This is a genomic window from [Phormidium] sp. LEGE 05292, from assembly GCF_015207735.1.
Classification (GTDB): Bacteria; Cyanobacteriota; Cyanobacteriia; order Cyanobacteriales; family Aerosakkonemataceae; genus Floridanema.
Genome location: NZ_JADEWG010000132.1, coordinates 1 through 17,714, shown reverse-complemented (window position 1 = coordinate 17,714; position 17,714 = coordinate 1). Strand labels below are relative to the sequence as shown.

Genomic DNA, 17,714 nt, shown 5'->3' with positions numbered 1-17,714 from the left:
GAGATGGGGAGATGGGGAGATGGGGGGATGGAGAATTTTTACTTCTGCCTTCTGCCTTCTGCCTTCTGCCTTCTGCCTTCTGCCTTCAAAAAGCAAATCGTTATGATTTTGTTTTACATGATGCAATTTTTACTTATTTCGTGCTGTACCCTCTATATCTGATCCTCGTCGCCTTTATCTAAAGATATGGGACTGGTACTAAATAGTGCCAGGAATACATACAAGACGCTGTACAAATTCACTCATAAAAGTTACAATTGTTAATAATACTTAAAGTCAAGCGCCATGAAGACCACTCAGACATCAACAGATCTTGTGCGCACCTACCTACGTGAAATTGGTCGGGTTCCCTTGCTAACTCACGAACAGGAGATCATGTACGGTAAGCAAGTACAGCGCCTAACGGCTTTGCAGGCTGAGAAAGAAACTCTGGCTGCTCAGCTAGGTCATGAACCCACCATTGCTGAGTGGGGGCAGCAATCTGGTCTGTCTGAGGCAGAATTGGATCGGATTGTGAGAGAGGGCGAATACGCTAAGCGTAAGATGGTGGAAGCTAACTTGCGATTGGTAGTGTCAGTAGCCAAAAAATACATAAAACGTAATGTAGATTTGTTGGATCTGATTCAGGAAGGCAGTATCGGGATGCAACGGGGGGTAGAAAAATTCGACCCAACTAAAGGCTACCGATTTTCAACTTATGCTTACTGGTGGATTCGCCAAGCTATTACTCGTGCGATCGCAGAAAAAGGCCGCACGATTCGCTTACCAATTCATATTACTGAAAAACTCAATAAAATTAAAAAAGCTCAACGTCAACTTTCCCAACAGTTGGGCAGAGCAGCCACAGCAGCAGAACTGGCAAAAGAACTAGATTTAACTCCCAAACAAGTAAGGGAATATTTAGAAAGAGCGCGTCAACCATTATCACTAGATTTGCGCGTCGGAGATAACCAAGATACAGAATTGGGAGAACTTTTAGAAGATACTGGTCTGTCACCAGAAGATTTTGCTGTCCAGTCGGCTCTGCATACAGATTTGGAAAAGCTGATGGCAGATTTAACACCGCAACAGCAGCAGGTATTGGCAATGCGTTTTGGTTTGGAAGATGGGCAAGCGTTGACTTTGGCAAAAATTGGCGATCGTTTAAATATTAGTCGCGAAAGAGTCCGCCAAATCGAACGGGAAGCACTCACCAAACTCCGCAAACGTAAAGCAGACATCGATGAATTTATTGCCAGTTGAGATCGGAAATTCACTGAAATAATACTGTAATATCAGTGAATTTCTTAATTTTGCATTTTGCATTTTAAAATCTGCCATTTTTATAAATAGACTGCTAGAGTAGTGAAAAAGAAACTCTTAGGTAGTCATTTTAGTCCCAAGAACCATAGACTGCTGCCAGAAGATCTCAACTAAAAACTTAAGCGGCTGCAAGTAAAAGGGAGATAAGAAAGTGAAACAACCATCTAATCGATTCCCCGAATTCTCTGGAGATGAGTCAGAATCAAGTAATTGGCTGTGGCAATACGTACAATCCCTGAGTCCAGAAACGATCGCCCAACTCTCTAAACCCACATCTGGAGATGTATTTCAGGTGATGGAACGTAATATCGTGGGACTTTTGGGAAATTTACCTTCCGAACAATTTGGCATTACCATCACCACTAATCGCGAACATTTAGGAAGGCTATTAGCATCAGCTATGATTAGCGGTTACTTTCTGCGGAATGCAGAACAAAGAATGGCGTTCGAGAAGTCTTTACAAGCAACAGAAGCCAATTCCTCAGAAGTCGAATAGTGCGATCGCAGAGGATTAACTAATTTTAATTGCTTGATTGAATAGAAATTACAATTTTACCAGAAAAAAGCCTTTTAATTACTAAATATTTTGCCTAAAAAATTTCCCCTCTTTTCCCCAGTTTCTAAAAATGAGGAAATTAGGGGTATCATAATTATGGCTACAGTAAATTTGGTTTGTTGTGAGGACTTTAGTCCTTTTAGGCGAGGAATATACGACTAAAGTCGCTACTACAAACTTATATTCCTTTTTCTCCTCTGTTCCCTGCTCATGTCAGAAATCCCTCTACCCCACAAAATTATCGGTGTTGCAGTTATTTGGAATGAACAAGGTAAAATTCTGATCGATCGTCGCCGCCCAGAAGGATTAATGGGAGGATTATGGGAGTTTCCAGGTGGCAAATTAGAACCTGGTGAAACTGTACAAGATTGTATCAAAAGAGAAATTCAAGAAGAGTTAGCTATTGGTGTGGAAATCGGCGATCATTTAATTACTATTAACCACACTTATAGTCAATTTCATGTAACTTTAAATGTGTATCATTGTCGCCATGAAAGTGGAGAACCTCAACCAATAGAATGTGATGAAATTCGCTGGGTAACAGTGGATGAATTACCTAGCTATGAGTTTCCCATAGCTAATTTACAAATTATTGAAGCTTTAAAACAAATTTAATAATGAGCAATCTATCGATAAACTGGAAGAGTAAAACTAAAACAACTGCCGCCTTTTCCCACAGAATCTACCCAGATTCGACCATAGTGAGCCCGAATAATGCGTTGGCAAAGGGATAAACCAATTCCGTATCCTTCTTTATCTTGATCTCGCTTGAGGCGATAGTGTTCTTCAAAAATAGCTTCGCGGTCTTCTTCGGGTACACCAAGACCATTGTCAGCCACACTGACCTGAACTTTTTGGGTAGTACGATGTAAGATAGAAATTTGAATTATGCCGCCTTCTTGAGTGTATTTGTTGGCGTTATCCAAGAGATTTACTAACACCTGACGCACTCTTTCTGGGTCGGCATAAACCACAGGAAGATCGTTGGGTATATCAGTTTTTAATTCCTGAGATTTTGTTTCAAATCGATGTTTTAAACAATCGATCACATCGTTACAAAGTTCTGCTAAGTCTAGTTTTTTCGGTAAAATACGCAGTTCAGCAGAACTTCCCTGTGCTGCTTGTAAAATATCAGTAATCAGCCGTTCAATATTTAGAGATTGCATCCGCGCTTGTTTAATTAAACGCATGGTTAAGGCGGGTGTTAATTTTGGGCTGAATCCTGTTTCAATGCTGTAATTAGATTGTAATGTTTCTAGGGCAATTAAGGAAGCAGTCAGCGGATTACGAAGATCGTGCGCTAACATGGCAATGATGCGGTCTTTAAACTGCAATTGCTGTTGCAATTCCTCTTTCTCTTTTTTCAGGCGAAATATTTCTTCCGAGAGGCGAATGAGTTCGGCAAAATCTGAGAAGCAAGGGGTATTTTGACTATTACTGTTAGGCCATTCGTGCAATTTTAGGTAATCTTCCACACTATTTTTCCAGCGAGGCCACCAATCCTGTAATTGAGAGAGTAGATTACTTCCAGCTAGTGTTTGGCGTGGTGGTGGGTGAATTTTCACTAAGGCTGGTGTTGCTACTAGTTTAAAGTGTTCGGCGAGATATGGTTGTTGTCCAACATCGACTACCTCAAGTTCAAAGGGGTAATCACTCCTGAGATGTTCTAGATAAGCAAGAAGCCGCTTTAGTTGCTCATGGGAACTCGGACGCTGGTCTACAAATAACAATAGCTGTAGAGGCGTTTGGGGATGAGTTAACTTTTCAGCATCTGCTGGTATGCAATCTCTATTCACCACGATGGACAAGTTGTTAAACATTTTCTAAAAGTTGACGATCGCGAAACCTTTTCCAGTTAGAATAGCTCACCCATAACACCTATATCTATAAGCTATCGCGTTTTGGGTACTTAAGGAGCCTGGTACTATTGAAAACTAATTTATTTTGATGGGAAAAGTGCAACTACCATGTATAACCGGGGGTAGTAAGGGCATTCTGGGTAGTATCTTGAGTAATTTAAAGCAATGTGAGAGGCTTATCATCGGCGTTGAATGTAAGTGAGTGATGGTACTAAACGGGAGGAAACATCCCTATTTGAAAGGGGTGATTACTGTAGCGATCGCGTTTTTCGTGCTGATGTTGGGTTTAACTCTACATCGTTATTTCACGTTCTACGCTTCCTACGACCAAGGAATATTTAACCAGGTGTTTTGGAATAGCATTCACGGTCGATTTTTTCAAAGTTCTCTGTCCTCCCAGTTATCAACGAATGTAGTCCACAACGGTGAAGTACCGTCTGTGTTTTATCACAGGTTAGGGCAACATTTCACACCAGCTTTGTTGCTCTGGATACCCTTGTATTCATTGTTTCCCTCTCCTACAACCTTGACTGTATTGCAGGTTACTTTGGTCACTGCTGCTGGTCTAGTTTTGTACTCCTTGGCTAGACAATATCTGCAACCGCGTTTAGCAGCATTAATTACTTTTAGTTTTTATGGTGCTAACGCAATTATCGGGCCTACTCTCTCTAATTTCCATGATATCTGCCAAATCCCCTTATTTACTTTTGGGTTGTTCTTGGCTATGGAAAAACGTCGCTGGTGGTTGTTTGGGTTGTTGGCTGTACTGATCTTAGCAGTCAGGGAAGATGGGGGAGTAAGTTTATTTGGTGTCGGTTTTTACATGATTGCTAGTCGGAGGTTTCCTCGGATTGGTTTAGGGGTTTGTGTTCTGGCTTTTGGTTATATGCTGGTGTTGACTAACCTAATCATGCCGATATTTTCGGCGGATATTTCCCAACGATTCATGATCGAAAGGTTTGGTCAGTATGCCGATGGAACGGAGGCTTCTACTGTAGATATTATCTGGGGAATGGTAAAGAATCCCTGGCGGTTGTTTGTAGAATTACTTACGCCAGTAGACGGTACTATCACTTATTTTTTAGCACATTGGTTGCCTTTTGCTTTTGTGCCAGCTTTTTCTCCATCGGCTTGGGCGATCGCAGGTTTTCCACTGCTAAAATTACTACTGGGTCAAGGACAGTCTGTACTAGCAATTAATATTCGCTACGCAATGACTGTGGTTCCGGGACTTTGCTACGGTACAATTCTGTGGTGGGCAGCAGGAAGGCAAAATTTAATTGATGCACCTGTCAGGGATTTAATTGCTAGGGGTTTAGTTTCGCTGCGTGATTTCTTTTCTTACCCAATTTTTCGCGGTGTTCAAGTAATAATTGGTAATGTTGCTAATTGGTGGGAAAAAAAGCCAAAATTGCTGAAATTATCGATGCAGCGGTTTTGGGTAATTTGTATCTGTCTTTCCCTGGTGTTTACTTTCACTTCTAACCCAAATCGGACTTTATCTTTTCTCGTACCAGATTCAATTCGTCCCTTAGTATATCTACCAATAAATGTTCAGTGGAAGCACGCAGGTAGTATTCGTAGCCTATTAGATAGAATTCCAGCAGATAGGAGTGTAGCAGCGACAACTTATATAGTGCCTCATTTGTCTGGAAGACGTGAGATTATTAGGTTTCCAGCTTTGCAATTTCGGAACGATCGGCGAGAGGTGGTAAGTGTAGATTATGCGATCGCAGATTTATGGCAGTTAAAAAATTACCAAGTTGCCTTTAAAACTGATTGCCAAATTTTACAAGATAGCGTGCAAACTATTGATAAAATATTCGGTAATCGCTTATACGGAATAATTGGCTTTGAAGATGGAGTTATTCTGATGCAGAAGGCAACACAATCTAATCCTGATGCTGTTTCTGCATGGCAGATATTCCGCCAGGAAATCACGCCAATCTTAAATAAACCCAAGTGTTAGAGCCAGCCGGGAAAGATTTTCTTAACATAACTAAATATAGTAAGCTACAATGACCATACTGATAGTATTGGTTTGTAATGTAGCTTACTTTAACTCTCTTAGCTTATTGGAATTGGTACTGATGAAAATTCTGGTGTTATCTTGGGAATTTCCGCCTCGAATTGTAGGAGGAATTTCTCGTCACGTAGCAGAACTATACCCGGAATTAGTCAAACTGGGGCATGAGATCCATTTGATTACATCAGAGTTCGGGGAAGCACCCATGTATGAATTGGTAGAAGGCGTGCATATCCACCGGATACCAGTAAGCTGGGGTCATGATTTTTTGCACTGGATCGGCAATTTGAATAATAGCATGGGTGTTCATGGCGGTAAACTGATAATGGAAGAGGGGCCGTTTGATGTCATTCATGCTCATGATTGGTTGGTGGGAGATGCGGCGATCGCACTGAAACATTATTTCAAAATTCCTTTAGTAACAACGATTCATGCTACAGAATATGGTCGTTATAATGGAATTTATAATTATCAACAACGTTATATTAGTGAGAAAGAAAAACGCCTGACTTATGAATCTTGGCGAGTAATTGTTTGTACTGAGTATATGCGCCACGAAGTAAGCAGAGTTTTAGTTACCCCTGAAGATAAAATAGATGTAATTTATAATGGCATTCGCGCTGAAAAGAAAAACGGTAACGGTTTCGATCGCCAAGAATTTCGTCGCCGCTTTGCCAAAGATGATGAAAAAATTGTCTATTATGTGGGCAGAATTTCCCATGAAAAAGGTGTTTGGTTGCTGTTAAATGCTGCACCTAAAGTAGTCTGGGAAATGAAAGGAAAAGTAAAAATCGTGATCGTTGGTGGGGGAAATACCGATCATCTTAAACAGCAAGCTTGGCAAATTGGAATTTGGGATAGATGTTGTTTTACAGGTTTCATGTCTGATGAAGATTTGAACAAGTTTCAAACCATTGCTAATTGTGCAGTTTTTCCCAGTCTTTATGAACCTTTTGGCATTGTAGCTTTAGAAAGTTTTGCAGCGAAAGTACCTGTGGTAGTTTCAGATACAGGCGGTTTGCCAGAAGTAGTACAACATGGTAAAACGGGGATCGTAACTTGGACAAATAATGCTGATTCCTTAGCTTGGGGAATTTTAGAAGTTTTGCGTAATCCAGAGTTATCACAACATTTAGTAGAGAATGCTTACCACGATTTGAAACAGCGGTTTTGTTGGGCTGATTTAGCTTTGCAGACTCAAACTGTTTATCAACGAGTGATTAAAGAAAGAAATCAGGTTATGTGGTAAGGTCTGATTTTAGATTGATGAATTAATCTTTTTTTGAACCGTTCCAGACGCAGAGAACGCAGAGATAAGAAGGAGTTTAAAGCTTAAATAGGAATGCCATATAAATTCAAAATCATACTTAAGACTTATGCTAAAAATTGCTGAGATCTAGTAGCATCCAATAGGTCAAGGGAATTATCTACCTTGAGTTTGTTAACTTATGGAAAACTATGACTTTGCAGCGTTCTAGTGGAATTTTACTACATCCTACTTGTTTACCTAGCGATTTTGGTATTGGTGATTTAGGACAAGCAGCTTATAATTTTGTCGATTTTTTAGTGAACAGCGGTCAAAAATTTTGGCAGGTGTTACCGTTAGGGCCAACGGGATATGAACACTCGCCTTATACAATGAATTATAGTGCTTTTGCTGGCAATCCTTTAATGATTTGTTTAGAAAAGTTAGTTAGTGAAGGATTGCTAAAATCGGAAGAATTAAAGCCTGTTTCGGCGAGTGAAAAAGGTGCTTACGATCGCGTTAACTTCGACGAAGTAATTTCACACAAATATGAGTATTTGAAATTAGCGTTCGATCGCTTTCGCTTAACTATAAAAGATCGACCAAATCCCGAACTGGAAAAATTTTGTCAGGAACAAGCTTGGTGGTTAGATGATTATGTGCTATTTATGTCTCTTTTAGAAGTGCATAATGGACAAGCTTGGAATTATTGGGATCGAGCAATTGCGAAAAGGGAACCACAAGCGATTAAAGAACAAAAAGAACTTTTAAAGGACTTAATTTTGTATCATCAATTCTTACAATTTAAGTTTTTTGAGCAATGGAAAGCTTTACGTAAATATGCCAATGAAAAAAACATTCAAATTATTGGCGATGTTTCCATTTATGTTTGTCATAATAGTGCCGATGTTTGGGCGAGTCAAGAAAATTTTGCCCTCGATCCCGAAACTTTAGAAGCTGCTTGGATGGCTGGTGTTCCTCCAGATTACTTTAGTGAAACTGGGCAATTGTGGGGAAATCCCATTTATAATTGGGAACATTTACAGAGTACGAATTATGCTTGGTGGATTGATAGATTTAAAGCCACTTTGCAATATGTAGATATTGTCAGAATCGATCATTTTCGGGGGTTTGAAGCTTTCTGGCGCATCCCTGCGGGAGAAACTACGGGAATGAAAGGAGAATGGATTAAAGCGCCAGGAGAAGACTTTTTTGAAAAGCTGGGTCAAGCTTTAGGAGATCTCCCGGTTTTAGCAGAAGATTTAGGAATTATTACCCCGGAAGTGGAGGAGTTGCGCGATCGCTTTAACTTCCCCGGAATGCGAATTTTAATGTTTGCTTTTGCCGATGATTCCACGAATTCTTATTTACCCCATAATTACATCCCTAATTGTGTGGTTTATCCCGGCACTCACGATAATGATACGATAATTGGTTGGTGGGAACAGGCTAGTGACAAAGAAAAGCTGTATATTGCAGAATATTTGGGTTATTCCCATTACCAAGAAATCAAAGAAATCAATTGGGTTTTCATTCGGATGGCGCTTGCTTCAGTCGCTAATTTAGCAATAATCGCTTTACAAGATGTTTTAGGATTGGATAATCGTGCCCGAATGAATGACCCTAGTGTAAATGCGGGGAATTGGCGATGGCGGTTTACTAGTTCCGATTTGTTGAATGAAGAATTGAGCGATCGCTTACGAAAAACCACTCAACTTTACAACCGTTAAATAGAACTAAAAACCGTCTGTAATGGTTTAACAGTCTTGCACAAATGTTCGGCGGCTATATCAATTTCTAACTCATTATTAAACCGACCAATTCCAAAGCGAACTGACGCAAAAGCCAACTCTGGCGAGTGTCCCAAGGCTGTTAAAACATGAGAAGGGGAAGTTTTCGTGGAAGTGCAAGCCGAACCTGAAGATACGGCAATTATTGGTTTTAATCCCAAGGCAAGTGCAGCACCATCTACATTTTTCACACTGATATTTAAGTTTCCTGGTAATCTTTGAATCGGATGACCATTTAACACAATGCCATGAAGCTGACAAATTTTTGCCCACAACCGCTGACGTAAATTAATCAGTCGTTTGGCTTCCGAATCCATTTCGGAAAGTCCCAACTCTACTGCTTTAGCAAAACCGACAATTTGAGGGGTGTATAATGTACCCGATCGCATTCCCCGTTCATGTCCACCACCGTGCATTTGTGGCGATAATTTCACTCTCGGATTGCGTCTTCTGACATACAAAGCACCGATTCCTTTTGGCCCATAAATTTTATGTGCCGTCAAAGACATTAAATCAATTTTCATTGCTTCAACGTCTAAGGGAATTTTGCCGATCGCTTGCGCTGCATCAGTGTGAAAAAGTACTTCATTTTCTCGACAAATAGCCCCAATTGTTGCTAAAGGTTGCACAACCCCAATTTCGTTATTTGCCGTCATTACGGAGACTAAAATTGTATCAGGACGAATTGCTTTCACCAACTCGGTTAAATCAATTAATCCATCATTTTGCACTTGCAGAAAAGTAACTTCAAAGCCCAAAGATTGTAAATAGTAGCAAGGGTCAAGAACAGCATTATGTTCGGTTTGAACAGTAATAATATGTCGTCCTTTTTTAAAATAAGCTTCTGCTACACCTTTAATGGCTAAATTGTTAGCTTCCGTTGCGCCACTAGTAAAAACAATTTCTTCTGGTGTGGCGTGAATCGCCTCTGCTAAAATTTGTCGAGACTCCTTCACAGCGGCTTCCGCTTCCCAACCGTAGACATGACTGATACTAGCAGGATTGCCAAAATGTTCTCGGAAGTAAGGAAGCATTGCGTCTAATACCCGTTCGTCGAGGGGTGTAGTCGCATGGTTATCTAGATAAATTGGACGGTGAGACATACCTATTGGTTTAAAACACAACACAATTTAGACAATACAATGTAGCTTACGAGAGAGGGCGTATCCAGCTACAGATAGTTACACAAGTTTTACAAACTAAAATAATCTTATCAATTATGTCTAAGTCCTTTAGTACGATCGCTTAATCCTGATAGTCTTGTTTCGTAAGTATTTCTTTTCAATAGTCGTTATCGATAAATCAACATGGAACCAAACGTAGAAAACCCTGGTGGCGAAGCTGAAAAGCCCACCCCTCCAACTCCTCCAGACCCCGAACTGATTCAGAAAAAAGAGGTGAAAGTCCCACCGCCACCAACAGAAGATTTAGCTGTAAAAGCTGAACCCACATCTGTCAAACCTCCGACACCTGGGGCAAGCTTAAATATCAAAGCAGAAATGACACCTCCCACACCTCCTACACCCCCCACACCTCCCACACCCCTACCAGTTATGGAAACTCCCAAAGTCACAACACCTCCCACACCTCCAGTAGAAGTACAATTACCCAAGGTGGAAGTTAAGGTAACAACTGAACCTGTGGAACCAGATTTGACAGCCGCCCAAAGTCAATTCCAACAAATTGGTAAACAAATTGCGGATTTACTCGATCGCTTACCTGATTCTGTAGGTAATTTCTATAAAGATTATCAAAGACCTTTAACAGTTGTTGGTGGCATTATCGCCATTATAATTGGCATAAAAGTGCTTTCAGGTCTACTGGATACTTTCAATGAAATTCCCTTCTTTGAACCCTTCTTCCAGCTAATTGGTATTATCTACTCAGGTTGGTTTATTTACCGTTACTTACTCAATGCTGGCACTCGCCAAGAACTCTGGCAAATAATTGATGATTATAAAGCCCAAGTTTTTGGTAATAAAAAGCCTTAGATTTGTAGCAGTAGAGACGTTTCATGAAACGTCTCTACAATCTGCTTTACTACTGCAAACGCCAGATTCTAATGCTAGTGTCTTTAGCGCCACTACCTCCAGTAACAAGCGTTTTGCCATCAGGACTAAAAGCTACTGATTCTACTTTGTCGGTGTGTCCAGCTAGAGTTTGTAAAACAATGCCAGTGCTAATTTCCCAAATTTTTACTTGACTAGCTCGATCGCCACTAGCAATAGTTTTGCCATCTGGACTAAAAGTTACAGAAAAAACTGGACTTTCATCTTTAAAAGTGTTTAGTAATTCCCCGGTTTCGGGATTCCAAATTTTAATTGCGCCGTCATGAGAACTGCTAGCTAATCTTTTTCCATCGGGACTAAAAGCAACTGACCAAACAGCAAAATTACTGTGTCCGGTGAGATTTCGCAGTAATTTTCCGTTGCTAATATCCCAAAGTTTTACGGTTAAATCTTGATTACCACTAGCGATCGTTTTTCCATCTGGACTAATCGCCACTGATAAAATCATCCCAGCATCAGGACGCAAAGTTCGTTGTAAACTACCAGTTTTTGCATTCCAAATTTTAATGGTTCCATCGCCACTTCCGCTGACTAAAGTTCTGCCATCGGGACTAATAGCTACTGAATAAATTCCGCCAGCATGACCAGAAATCGTTCTTTGCAATCTTCCAGTTTTTAAATTCCAAACTTTGATGGTGCGATCGCTACTTCCACTCACTAAACTGGTACCATCTTTACTAATCGCTACAGATAAAACTGGTGCTGTATGTCCAGAAAGTGTTCTTTGTAATTCACCTGTTTGCAAATTCCAAACTTTAATAGTTTTGTCACTACTACCAGTCACTAAAGTTTGACCGTCTGGACTAATCGCAATACCCTTTACTCCGCCTGAATGCTGAGAAATAGTTTTTGCCAAGCTATAATTTGTTGTGGTATTTTCTTGAGCAATTACAGTATTAGTAGTTGAAGTAAAAGCCTGCGCTTCTGTCTGTGGATAGATTTTTGTCGGAACTACTGTCAAAATTAACAAGAATACACTGAATAAAGACCAACTTTTCTGCTTGCTGAAACTAATTTTTGCGGAAATTTGGGGAAGGAAACGCATATTATCACTCCTAAAAGACCAATAAAGCAGTTTAGTAAATTTTGTGCTTCACTCAGATATAAGTTACCCTAAAAACAGTGGAAAAAAGCGCAGAATAGATGCCAAATGACTAAAGATATGCAACGCGAATTTACTAATCGCGATGAATTAGTTGCTTACCTCAGAGAGCAATTTCCCGATGCAGCAACACAAGATGAACATATTAGCGAAACATTGGGTGGAAGGAAAGCAGCTGAGAAAATGCTGCATAAAATTGAGCCAGTAAGTTACGCTAAATCGCGCAATTTCCTAACTGGTGCTGTCACCAAGCTTTCACCTTATATTCGCTATGGCGTACTCAGTTTAGCAGAAGTACGCGATACTGTTTTAGGGAAAGTGAAAAATCAAGATGATGCTACCAAATTAATTACCGAGTTGGGTTGGCGAGACTATTGGCAAAGATTATACGTGGAATTGGGAGATAAAATTTGGCAAGATCAAGAATCATATAAAACTGGTTACAGTGTGAAAGATTATGCAGATACTCTTCCAGAAGATGTTATTTCGGGAAGTACAGGTTTAGTTTGTATCGATAATTTTAGTCAGGATTTGCGATCGCACGGCTATTTACACAATCATGCCAGAATGTGGATGGCAGCTTATATTGTGCATTGGCGGAGGATACGTTGGCAAGTTGGCGCAAAGTGGTTTTTATCACATTTATTAGATGGAGATCCCGCTAGTAATAATCTTTCTTGGCAATGGGTTGCTAGTACTTTTAGTCATAAGCCATACTTTTTTAATCGGGAAAATTTAGAACGTTATACGGAAGGGGTTTATTGTCGTCAATGTCCTTTGTATGGTAAATGCGATTTTGAAGGAAGTTATGAGGAGTTGGAAAAGCGTTTGTTTCCTAAAGTTGCACCTTTGGAAAATCGCAGCGGAAGTCAAAGTTGGCAAAAGGGTAAAAGGCGACGTTGAAAGTATTTTTTTTACCACAGATGTCCACAGATGAACACAGATGAACACAGATGGTATATATATGTTATCTGTTTTTGCGATCGCTTTTTTTAGTACGCAGATGAATGCAGATGTACGCAGATGAACGCAGATAGTATATATAGGTTATCTGTTTTTGCGATCGCTTTTTTTAATACGCAGATGAATGCAGATGAACACAGATGTTTTAGATTAATTAGGGTTGAGAAATGAGTGAAGTTATTTGGATACATGGTGATTGTTTGAGTCCAAAAAATCCCGCTTTGCTAGCATATCCTGATGCGTCTGCTATTTGGGTTTGGGATGATGAGTTGCTTAAAGAATGGCAAATTAGTTTGAAACGAATTACTTTTATTTATGAATGTTTGTTAGAGTTACCTGTGGTGATTCGTCGCGGTAATGTGGCAAATGAAGTATTAGCTTTTGCGAAAGAACTTAATGCTGATACTGTGGTAACGGCGGAAAGTCATAGTCCAAGATTTAAAGAGATTTGTGGGGAAATTGAGAAAGATTTGAGTTTGTTGGTGGTGGCGATCAATCCTTTTTTGAATTATCACGGTTACGTTGATTTGAAGCGTTTTTCCCGTTATTGGAAAGTTGCAGAAAAATATGTATTTGGGTGAAAATGCAGAAACTATCTCTATGTCAGAAAATTCCCAATTTACAGCTAGGCTTGAGGGAAAATATCTGTTAACTTTTTAAAATGCTGATTTCTTGGGAAAAATCTCAGGAGATCGATCGCATTTCACAACAATTTAGGAAAAAGCATGGAAACACTCAAAGGAAGAGATTTATTAAGCCTAGCAGACCTAACTCCAAAAGAATTACTAGAACTTTTGGATCTTGCTACACAGATGAAAGCTAAAAAGGTAAATATTCGCTGTAACAAAGTTCTGGGATTAGTCTTCTCTAAAGCTTCGACTAGAACTAGGGTAAGTTTTACTGTGGCGATGTACCAATTGGGAGGACAAGTAATAGACCTTAATCCTAATGTTACTCAAGTCAGTCGCGGCGAACCATTACAAGACACGGCAAGAGTTTTGGATCGGTATTTAGATATCTTAGCAATTAGAACCTTTGCTCAAGCGGATTTACAAGCTTTTGCCGATTATGCGAAAATTCCGGTAATTAATGCTTTGACTGACCTAGAACATCCTTGTCAAGTTTTGGCAGATTTATTAACAGCACAAGAATGTTTTGGTAAGCTTGAAGGTTTAACTTTGACTTACGTTGGCGATGGGAATAATATGGCTAATTCCCTATTGCTGGGTTGTGCGATGGTGGGAATGAATGTCAGAATTGCTTCACCAGCGGATTACCAACCAGACTCAAATATAGTAGAAAAAGCTAAAGCGATCGCAGGCGATCGCACAGAAGTTACAATTACAACCGATCCTATTGCTGCTACTAAAGCCGCAAACGTAATTTACACAGATGTTTGGGCTAGCATGGGTCAAGAAGCTGAAGCTGATAATAGAATTCCTGTTTTTCAACCTTATCAGGTAAATGAACAACTGATGAGCGTGGCTGATAAGGATGCTATTGTTTTACATTGTTTACCTGCTCATCGTGGCGAAGAAATTACAGAGGAAGTAATCGAAGGTTCACAGTCAAGAGTTTGGGATCAAGCAGAAAATCGAATGCACGCACAAAAGGCTTTATTAGCAAGTTTACTCGGCGCAGACTGATTCCTATCGTAGGGTGCGTTAGTGAAACGTAACGCACCATTTCCCCATATTTAGTACTGTTGCTTAAATCTTGAATTATTCTAGACAAAAAGCTGAGCGTTTGAACTAAATTTTTACTTGAAGTTTTATTCTTTTCGATAAAACACTGGACAAAAAGGGGTTTTTAATAGTACGAATGTTCTAGAAGATAAATTTTTGAGTGATGAATCGATCGCTCATAACCGATCAAAAACTACCTAGAACAGATTACCAAAATTTTACTATGGAAACCCTCACAGAAGCTCAACAAGAACTTTATGACTGGCTAGTAGAATACATCAACCAGCATCATTACGCGCCGTCAATTAGACAAATGATGCGAGCGATGAATTTAAAATCGCCTGCACCCGTCCAAAGTCGCTTAGATCATTTGCGAGAAAAAGGATATATTACTTGGTCAGATGGCAAAGCTCGGACTTATAGAATTTTGCGATCGCCAATCGAAACCGAACCTAGTAGTAGCGTACCGATTTTAGGCGCAATTGCAGCTGGTTGCATGGTAGAACCTTACACCGATTCAGTAGAAAAACTCGACCTTGGCAAGGCATTACCACCAAAAACATTCGCTTTAAGGGTAATGGGTGACAGCATGATCGAAGATCATATTGCTGATGGTGATTTAGTAATTCTCTACCCCGTCGCCGAACCCGACAAAGTGAAGAATGGCACAATTGTAGCGGCGAGAGTTGAAGGTCATGGTACTACTTTAAAACGCTTTTACCGCAAAAGCGATCGCGTCATCCTCAAACCCGCCAACACCAAATATCAACCCATCGAAGCATCAGCAGAAGAAGTCCAAATACAAGGAAAATTAGTTGGTGTTTGGCGCAACTATTAGGGGAGATGGGGAGATGGGGAGACAAGGAGACAAGGGGACAAGGAGACAAGGGGACAAGGAGACAAGGGGACAAGGAGACAAGGGGACAAGGGGACAAGGAGACAAGGGGACAAGGAGAAATTTTTCCTTCTGCCTTCTGCCTTCTGCCTTCTGCCTTTTTATGAGAAGATAACCCAAAGTCTAGAGGAGTTACTTAGCTAATTGTGAAATCACTTTCGTCTTTCCTGAAAGTTTTTCAGAGTCGCAAAATGGCGGCTCTTTTGTTATTGGGTTTTTCTTCCGGTTTGCCTTTTTTGTTACCGAGAAGTAATCTGCAAGCTTGGATGACGGTAGAAAAAATAGATTTAGGTGCAATTGGGTTGTTTGGTTTAGTTAATTTGCCCTATTCACTAAAGTTTTTGTGGTCGCCGATACTCGATCGCTATATACCGCCATTTTTGGGACGTAGGCGTGGTTGGTTGGCAATAACTCAAGTAGCTTTAATTTTAGCGATCGCTGCCCTCTACTTCCAAAAACCAAGTCAAGCTTTACAATTTCTCGCCATTAACGCCGTCGTAATTGCCTTTTTCGGTGCTACCCAAGATATCGCTGCTGACGCTTACCGTACCGACGTTTTAGAAAAATTAGAAATGGGCGCAGGTGCAGCCGTTTTCGTCTTGGGGTATCGTCTCGCCCTTTTAGCCACAGGTTCAATAGCCTTTATTCTCGCTGACAGCATCCCTTGGCCTTCAGTTTTCCTGTTCATGTCCCTTCTCATGCTGGTCGGTGTAGTCGCCTCATTCTTTGCTCCAGAGCCACCAGAAGATGAAAATCGTCCGGCAACTTTAGGTGAAGCCGTAGTTTTACCTTTTGGAGATTTTTTCTATCGTCATGGCTTACTTTTAGGTTTTGTAATTCTCCTATTCATCGTCCTTTACAGTCTTGGTGACGCATTTCTGAGCAGTCTTTCCACTCCCTTTTTAATCAAAACTGGTTTTGCCCAAAAAGAAATCGGCGCAATTCGGGGCGGAATGGGTTTAATTGCTACGATTGTGGGAACATTAACCGGAGGCGCAATTCTCAGTAAAATTGGGATTAATCGCTCTTTGTGGATATTTGGTTTATTGCAAGCTTTAAGTAATATCGGTTATTTTGCTCTGGCGCAAGCTGGAAAAAATTATCCGCTTTTAGTGTTAAGTATCAATGTGGAAAACTTTTGTGGAGGACTCGCCGCCGCAGGTTTTGTAGCTTTTTTAATGAGTCTTTGTAACCAGCGTTTTTCTGCTACTCAATACGCTTTACTCACCAGTTTTATGGCTGTCAGCCGCGACCTTTTGGTTGCTCCTTCCGGCTTTTTAGCAGAAAGAACAGGTTGGCCTTTATTTTTCCTAATTAGTATTTTCGCTGCTTTACCGGGATTAGCTCTTTTACCCATTGTCGCACCCTGGAACCCCCAACCTCAACCAATGCCCAGACCTGGATTAGATGAACGAGAAGATTTTGATCTGTAGTTGTAAACTTTAGATAGAGATAGGGAAACTTCTCGGAAAACAATTTTTTTACTCAAACCAGACAATCCTAACTATGGCTATTTTTCGTCAATACGTTGCTCCTTTTTTGATTTTGCTAATATTTTTAGTGGCTTTACTAGCGGTGAGTTCGCGCATCTTTTTACCTGCGGATATGGCAGCACCCGCACCAGTTGAAGAGGTAAGTTCTGCCTCTTAGATGAAGTACAAATTACCACCAAACTATTACTTTATTAGTGGTTCGAGTTTAGAGCGGGCAAGTTTGGTTAAGTTTATGCAAAAAACTTACCAAGAACTGTTTCCTGAGCAGAATTTCTCTCATTTAGCTATTACAGTTGAGAAGTATTTCTCGGCGGAAACTCCGCTTTGGTGGGTGGAAGAAAAGCTGGAAAATGCTGCTGGAAATAAAGTTGGTTGTTTGTGGCTGGGTAATGGAATCGATCAGGTAAAAGGCGATCGCCATGCTCACATTTTTCTCCTTTATGTTGCTCCCGAACATCGTCGTCAAGGTCTTGGGAAAAGTTTAATGCAATTAGGCGAAGATTGGGCAAAAAACCGGGGCGATCGTCAAATTAGTCTTCAGGTTTTTCAATCCAACCAACCAGCAGTTAATTTATATTCCCAGTTAGGTTTTCAAACTCAATCTCTGTGGATGGTGAAGTATATTTAGCAGGGGAGCAGGGGAGCAGAAGGTAAAAATTCTCCTTGTCTCCTTGTCCCCTTGTCCCCTTGTCCCCTTGTCTCCTTGTCTCCTTGTCCCCTTGCTGTCT

The 17,714-nt window shown here is 40.4% G+C and carries 17 protein-coding genes; 14 read left to right on the top strand and 3 right to left on the bottom strand.

Annotated features, from left to right (window positions below; genetic code table 11):
* Positions 1–285: 285 nt before the first annotated feature.
* The 3 genes from IQ264_RS25500 (at position 286) to mutT (ending at position 2,473) form a co-directional block, all read left to right on the top strand.
* Positions 286–1,242 carry an RNA polymerase sigma factor, RpoD/SigA family gene (locus tag IQ264_RS25500; RefSeq protein ID WP_193984193.1) on the top strand — a complete coding sequence of 319 codons (957 nt, stop codon included), beginning with the start codon at positions 286–288 and terminating at the stop codon, positions 1,240–1,242.
* A 211-nt stretch (positions 1,243–1,453) separates the two neighbouring features.
* On the top strand, positions 1,454–1,798 hold the full coding sequence (locus IQ264_RS25495) for a DUF760 domain-containing protein (protein ID WP_193984192.1): 345 nt from the start codon (positions 1,454–1,456) through the stop codon (positions 1,796–1,798).
* Between the two features lie 270 nt (positions 1,799–2,068).
* Positions 2,069–2,473, top strand: coding sequence for an 8-oxo-dGTP diphosphatase MutT (mutT, locus tag IQ264_RS25490; protein WP_193984190.1), 405 nt, complete (start codon positions 2,069–2,071; stop codon positions 2,471–2,473).
* An 11-nt stretch (positions 2,474–2,484) separates the two neighbouring features.
* On the opposite strand, the gene IQ264_RS25485 is transcribed toward mutT, so the two are convergent.
* The gene (locus IQ264_RS25485; RefSeq protein WP_193984188.1) at positions 2,485–3,678 is read right to left on the bottom strand and encodes a histidine kinase; all 1,194 of its coding nucleotides are present in this window, start codon (positions 3,676–3,678) and stop codon (positions 2,485–2,487) included.
* A gap of 244 nt (positions 3,679–3,922) precedes the next feature.
* Between IQ264_RS25485 and IQ264_RS25480 the strand changes: the two genes are divergently transcribed.
* The 3 genes from IQ264_RS25480 to malQ all read left to right on the top strand — a co-directional run bounded on the left by IQ264_RS25480 (position 3,923) and on the right by malQ (position 8,719).
* Positions 3,923–5,686, top strand: coding sequence for a DUF2079 domain-containing protein (locus tag IQ264_RS25480; protein WP_193984186.1), 1,764 nt, complete (start codon positions 3,923–3,925; stop codon positions 5,684–5,686).
* A 121-nt stretch (positions 5,687–5,807) separates the two neighbouring features.
* Positions 5,808–6,992, top strand: a complete 1,185-nt coding sequence (locus IQ264_RS25475) for a glycosyltransferase family 4 protein (RefSeq protein WP_193984194.1) — start codon at positions 5,808–5,810, stop codon at positions 6,990–6,992.
* A gap of 209 nt (positions 6,993–7,201) precedes the next feature.
* On the top strand, positions 7,202–8,719 hold the full coding sequence (gene malQ, locus IQ264_RS25470) for a 4-alpha-glucanotransferase (protein WP_193984184.1): 1,518 nt from the start codon (positions 7,202–7,204) through the stop codon (positions 8,717–8,719).
* On the opposite strand, the gene IQ264_RS25465 is transcribed toward malQ, so the two are convergent.
* A complete protein-coding gene (locus IQ264_RS25465; protein ID WP_193984182.1) occupies positions 8,716–9,882 on the bottom strand; it encodes a cysteine desulfurase family protein in 1,167 nt (388 codons plus the stop codon). The genes malQ and IQ264_RS25465 overlap by 4 nt on opposite strands.
* 204 nt (positions 9,883–10,086) lie before the next feature.
* On the opposite strand from IQ264_RS25465, the gene IQ264_RS25460 reads away from it, so the two are divergent.
* Positions 10,087–10,770, top strand: a complete 684-nt coding sequence (locus IQ264_RS25460; protein ID WP_193984179.1) for a CAAD domain-containing protein — start codon at positions 10,087–10,089, stop codon at positions 10,768–10,770.
* Between the two features lie 49 nt (positions 10,771–10,819).
* On the opposite strand, the gene IQ264_RS25455 is transcribed toward IQ264_RS25460, so the two are convergent.
* The gene (locus IQ264_RS25455; protein WP_193984177.1) at positions 10,820–11,893 is read right to left on the bottom strand and encodes a WD40 repeat domain-containing protein; all 1,074 of its coding nucleotides are present in this window, start codon (positions 11,891–11,893) and stop codon (positions 10,820–10,822) included.
* A gap of 105 nt (positions 11,894–11,998) precedes the next feature.
* Here IQ264_RS25455 and IQ264_RS25450 point away from each other — a divergent pair, with 105 nt between their 5' ends.
* From IQ264_RS25450 to IQ264_RS25420, 7 genes are all read left to right on the top strand, one after another.
* On the top strand, positions 11,999–12,853 hold the full coding sequence (locus IQ264_RS25450; RefSeq protein WP_193984174.1) for an FAD-binding domain-containing protein: 855 nt from the start codon (positions 11,999–12,001) through the stop codon (positions 12,851–12,853).
* Between the two features lie 227 nt (positions 12,854–13,080).
* The gene (locus IQ264_RS25445) at positions 13,081–13,494 is read left to right on the top strand and encodes a hypothetical protein (RefSeq protein ID WP_193984172.1); all 414 of its coding nucleotides are present in this window, start codon (positions 13,081–13,083) and stop codon (positions 13,492–13,494) included.
* 144 nt (positions 13,495–13,638) lie between these two features.
* Positions 13,639–14,559 (top strand): ornithine carbamoyltransferase, encoded by a 921-nt coding sequence (gene argF / locus IQ264_RS25440; RefSeq protein ID WP_193984170.1) that lies wholly within the window; start codon positions 13,639–13,641, stop codon positions 14,557–14,559.
* Positions 14,560–14,821: 262 nt separating this feature from the next.
* Entirely contained in the window at positions 14,822–15,436 is a 615-nt protein-coding gene (gene lexA, locus IQ264_RS25435; protein WP_193984169.1) for a transcriptional repressor LexA, read from the top strand.
* A gap of 248 nt (positions 15,437–15,684) precedes the next feature.
* Positions 15,685–16,926: an AmpG family muropeptide MFS transporter gene (locus tag IQ264_RS25430; protein ID WP_228061808.1), complete on the top strand. Its 1,242-nt coding sequence runs from the start codon at positions 15,685–15,687 to the stop codon at positions 16,924–16,926.
* A gap of 73 nt (positions 16,927–16,999) precedes the next feature.
* Positions 17,000–17,143, top strand: a complete 144-nt coding sequence (locus IQ264_RS25425; RefSeq protein WP_178381652.1) for a hypothetical protein — start codon at positions 17,000–17,002, stop codon at positions 17,141–17,143.
* Positions 17,144–17,614, top strand: coding sequence for a GNAT family N-acetyltransferase (locus IQ264_RS25420; protein WP_193984164.1), 471 nt, complete (start codon positions 17,144–17,146; stop codon positions 17,612–17,614).
* Positions 17,615–17,714 lie beyond the last annotated feature (100 nt).

Bases quoted from the DNA above. Each gene is read 5' to 3' on its own strand.
- IQ264_RS25500 (WP_193984193.1), top strand. From the start codon at position 286: ATGAAGACCACTCAGACATCAACAGATCTTGTGCGCACCTACCTACGT.
- mutT (WP_193984190.1), top strand. From the start codon at position 2,069: ATGTCAGAAATCCCTCTACCCCACAAAATTATCGGTGTTGCAGTTATT.
- IQ264_RS25485 (WP_193984188.1), bottom strand. From the start codon at position 3,678: ATGTTTAACAACTTGTCCATCGTGGTGAATAGAGATTGCATACCAGCA.
- IQ264_RS25480 (WP_193984186.1), top strand. From the start codon at position 3,923: ATGGTACTAAACGGGAGGAAACATCCCTATTTGAAAGGGGTGATTACT.
- IQ264_RS25475 (WP_193984194.1), top strand. From the start codon at position 5,808: ATGAAAATTCTGGTGTTATCTTGGGAATTTCCGCCTCGAATTGTAGGA.
- malQ (WP_193984184.1), top strand. From the start codon at position 7,202: ATGACTTTGCAGCGTTCTAGTGGAATTTTACTACATCCTACTTGTTTA.
- IQ264_RS25465 (WP_193984182.1), bottom strand. From the start codon at position 9,882: ATGTCTCACCGTCCAATTTATCTAGATAACCATGCGACTACACCCCTC.
- IQ264_RS25460 (WP_193984179.1), top strand. From the start codon at position 10,087: ATGGAACCAAACGTAGAAAACCCTGGTGGCGAAGCTGAAAAGCCCACC.
- IQ264_RS25455 (WP_193984177.1), bottom strand. From the start codon at position 11,893: ATGCGTTTCCTTCCCCAAATTTCCGCAAAAATTAGTTTCAGCAAGCAG.
- IQ264_RS25450 (WP_193984174.1), top strand. From the start codon at position 11,999: ATGACTAAAGATATGCAACGCGAATTTACTAATCGCGATGAATTAGTT.
- IQ264_RS25445 (WP_193984172.1), top strand. From the start codon at position 13,081: ATGAGTGAAGTTATTTGGATACATGGTGATTGTTTGAGTCCAAAAAAT.
- argF (WP_193984170.1), top strand. From the start codon at position 13,639: ATGGAAACACTCAAAGGAAGAGATTTATTAAGCCTAGCAGACCTAACT.
- lexA (WP_193984169.1), top strand. From the start codon at position 14,822: ATGGAAACCCTCACAGAAGCTCAACAAGAACTTTATGACTGGCTAGTA.
- IQ264_RS25430 (WP_228061808.1), top strand. From the start codon at position 15,685: ATGGCGGCTCTTTTGTTATTGGGTTTTTCTTCCGGTTTGCCTTTTTTG.
- IQ264_RS25425 (WP_178381652.1), top strand. From the start codon at position 17,000: ATGGCTATTTTTCGTCAATACGTTGCTCCTTTTTTGATTTTGCTAATA.
- IQ264_RS25420 (WP_193984164.1), top strand. From the start codon at position 17,144: ATGAAGTACAAATTACCACCAAACTATTACTTTATTAGTGGTTCGAGT.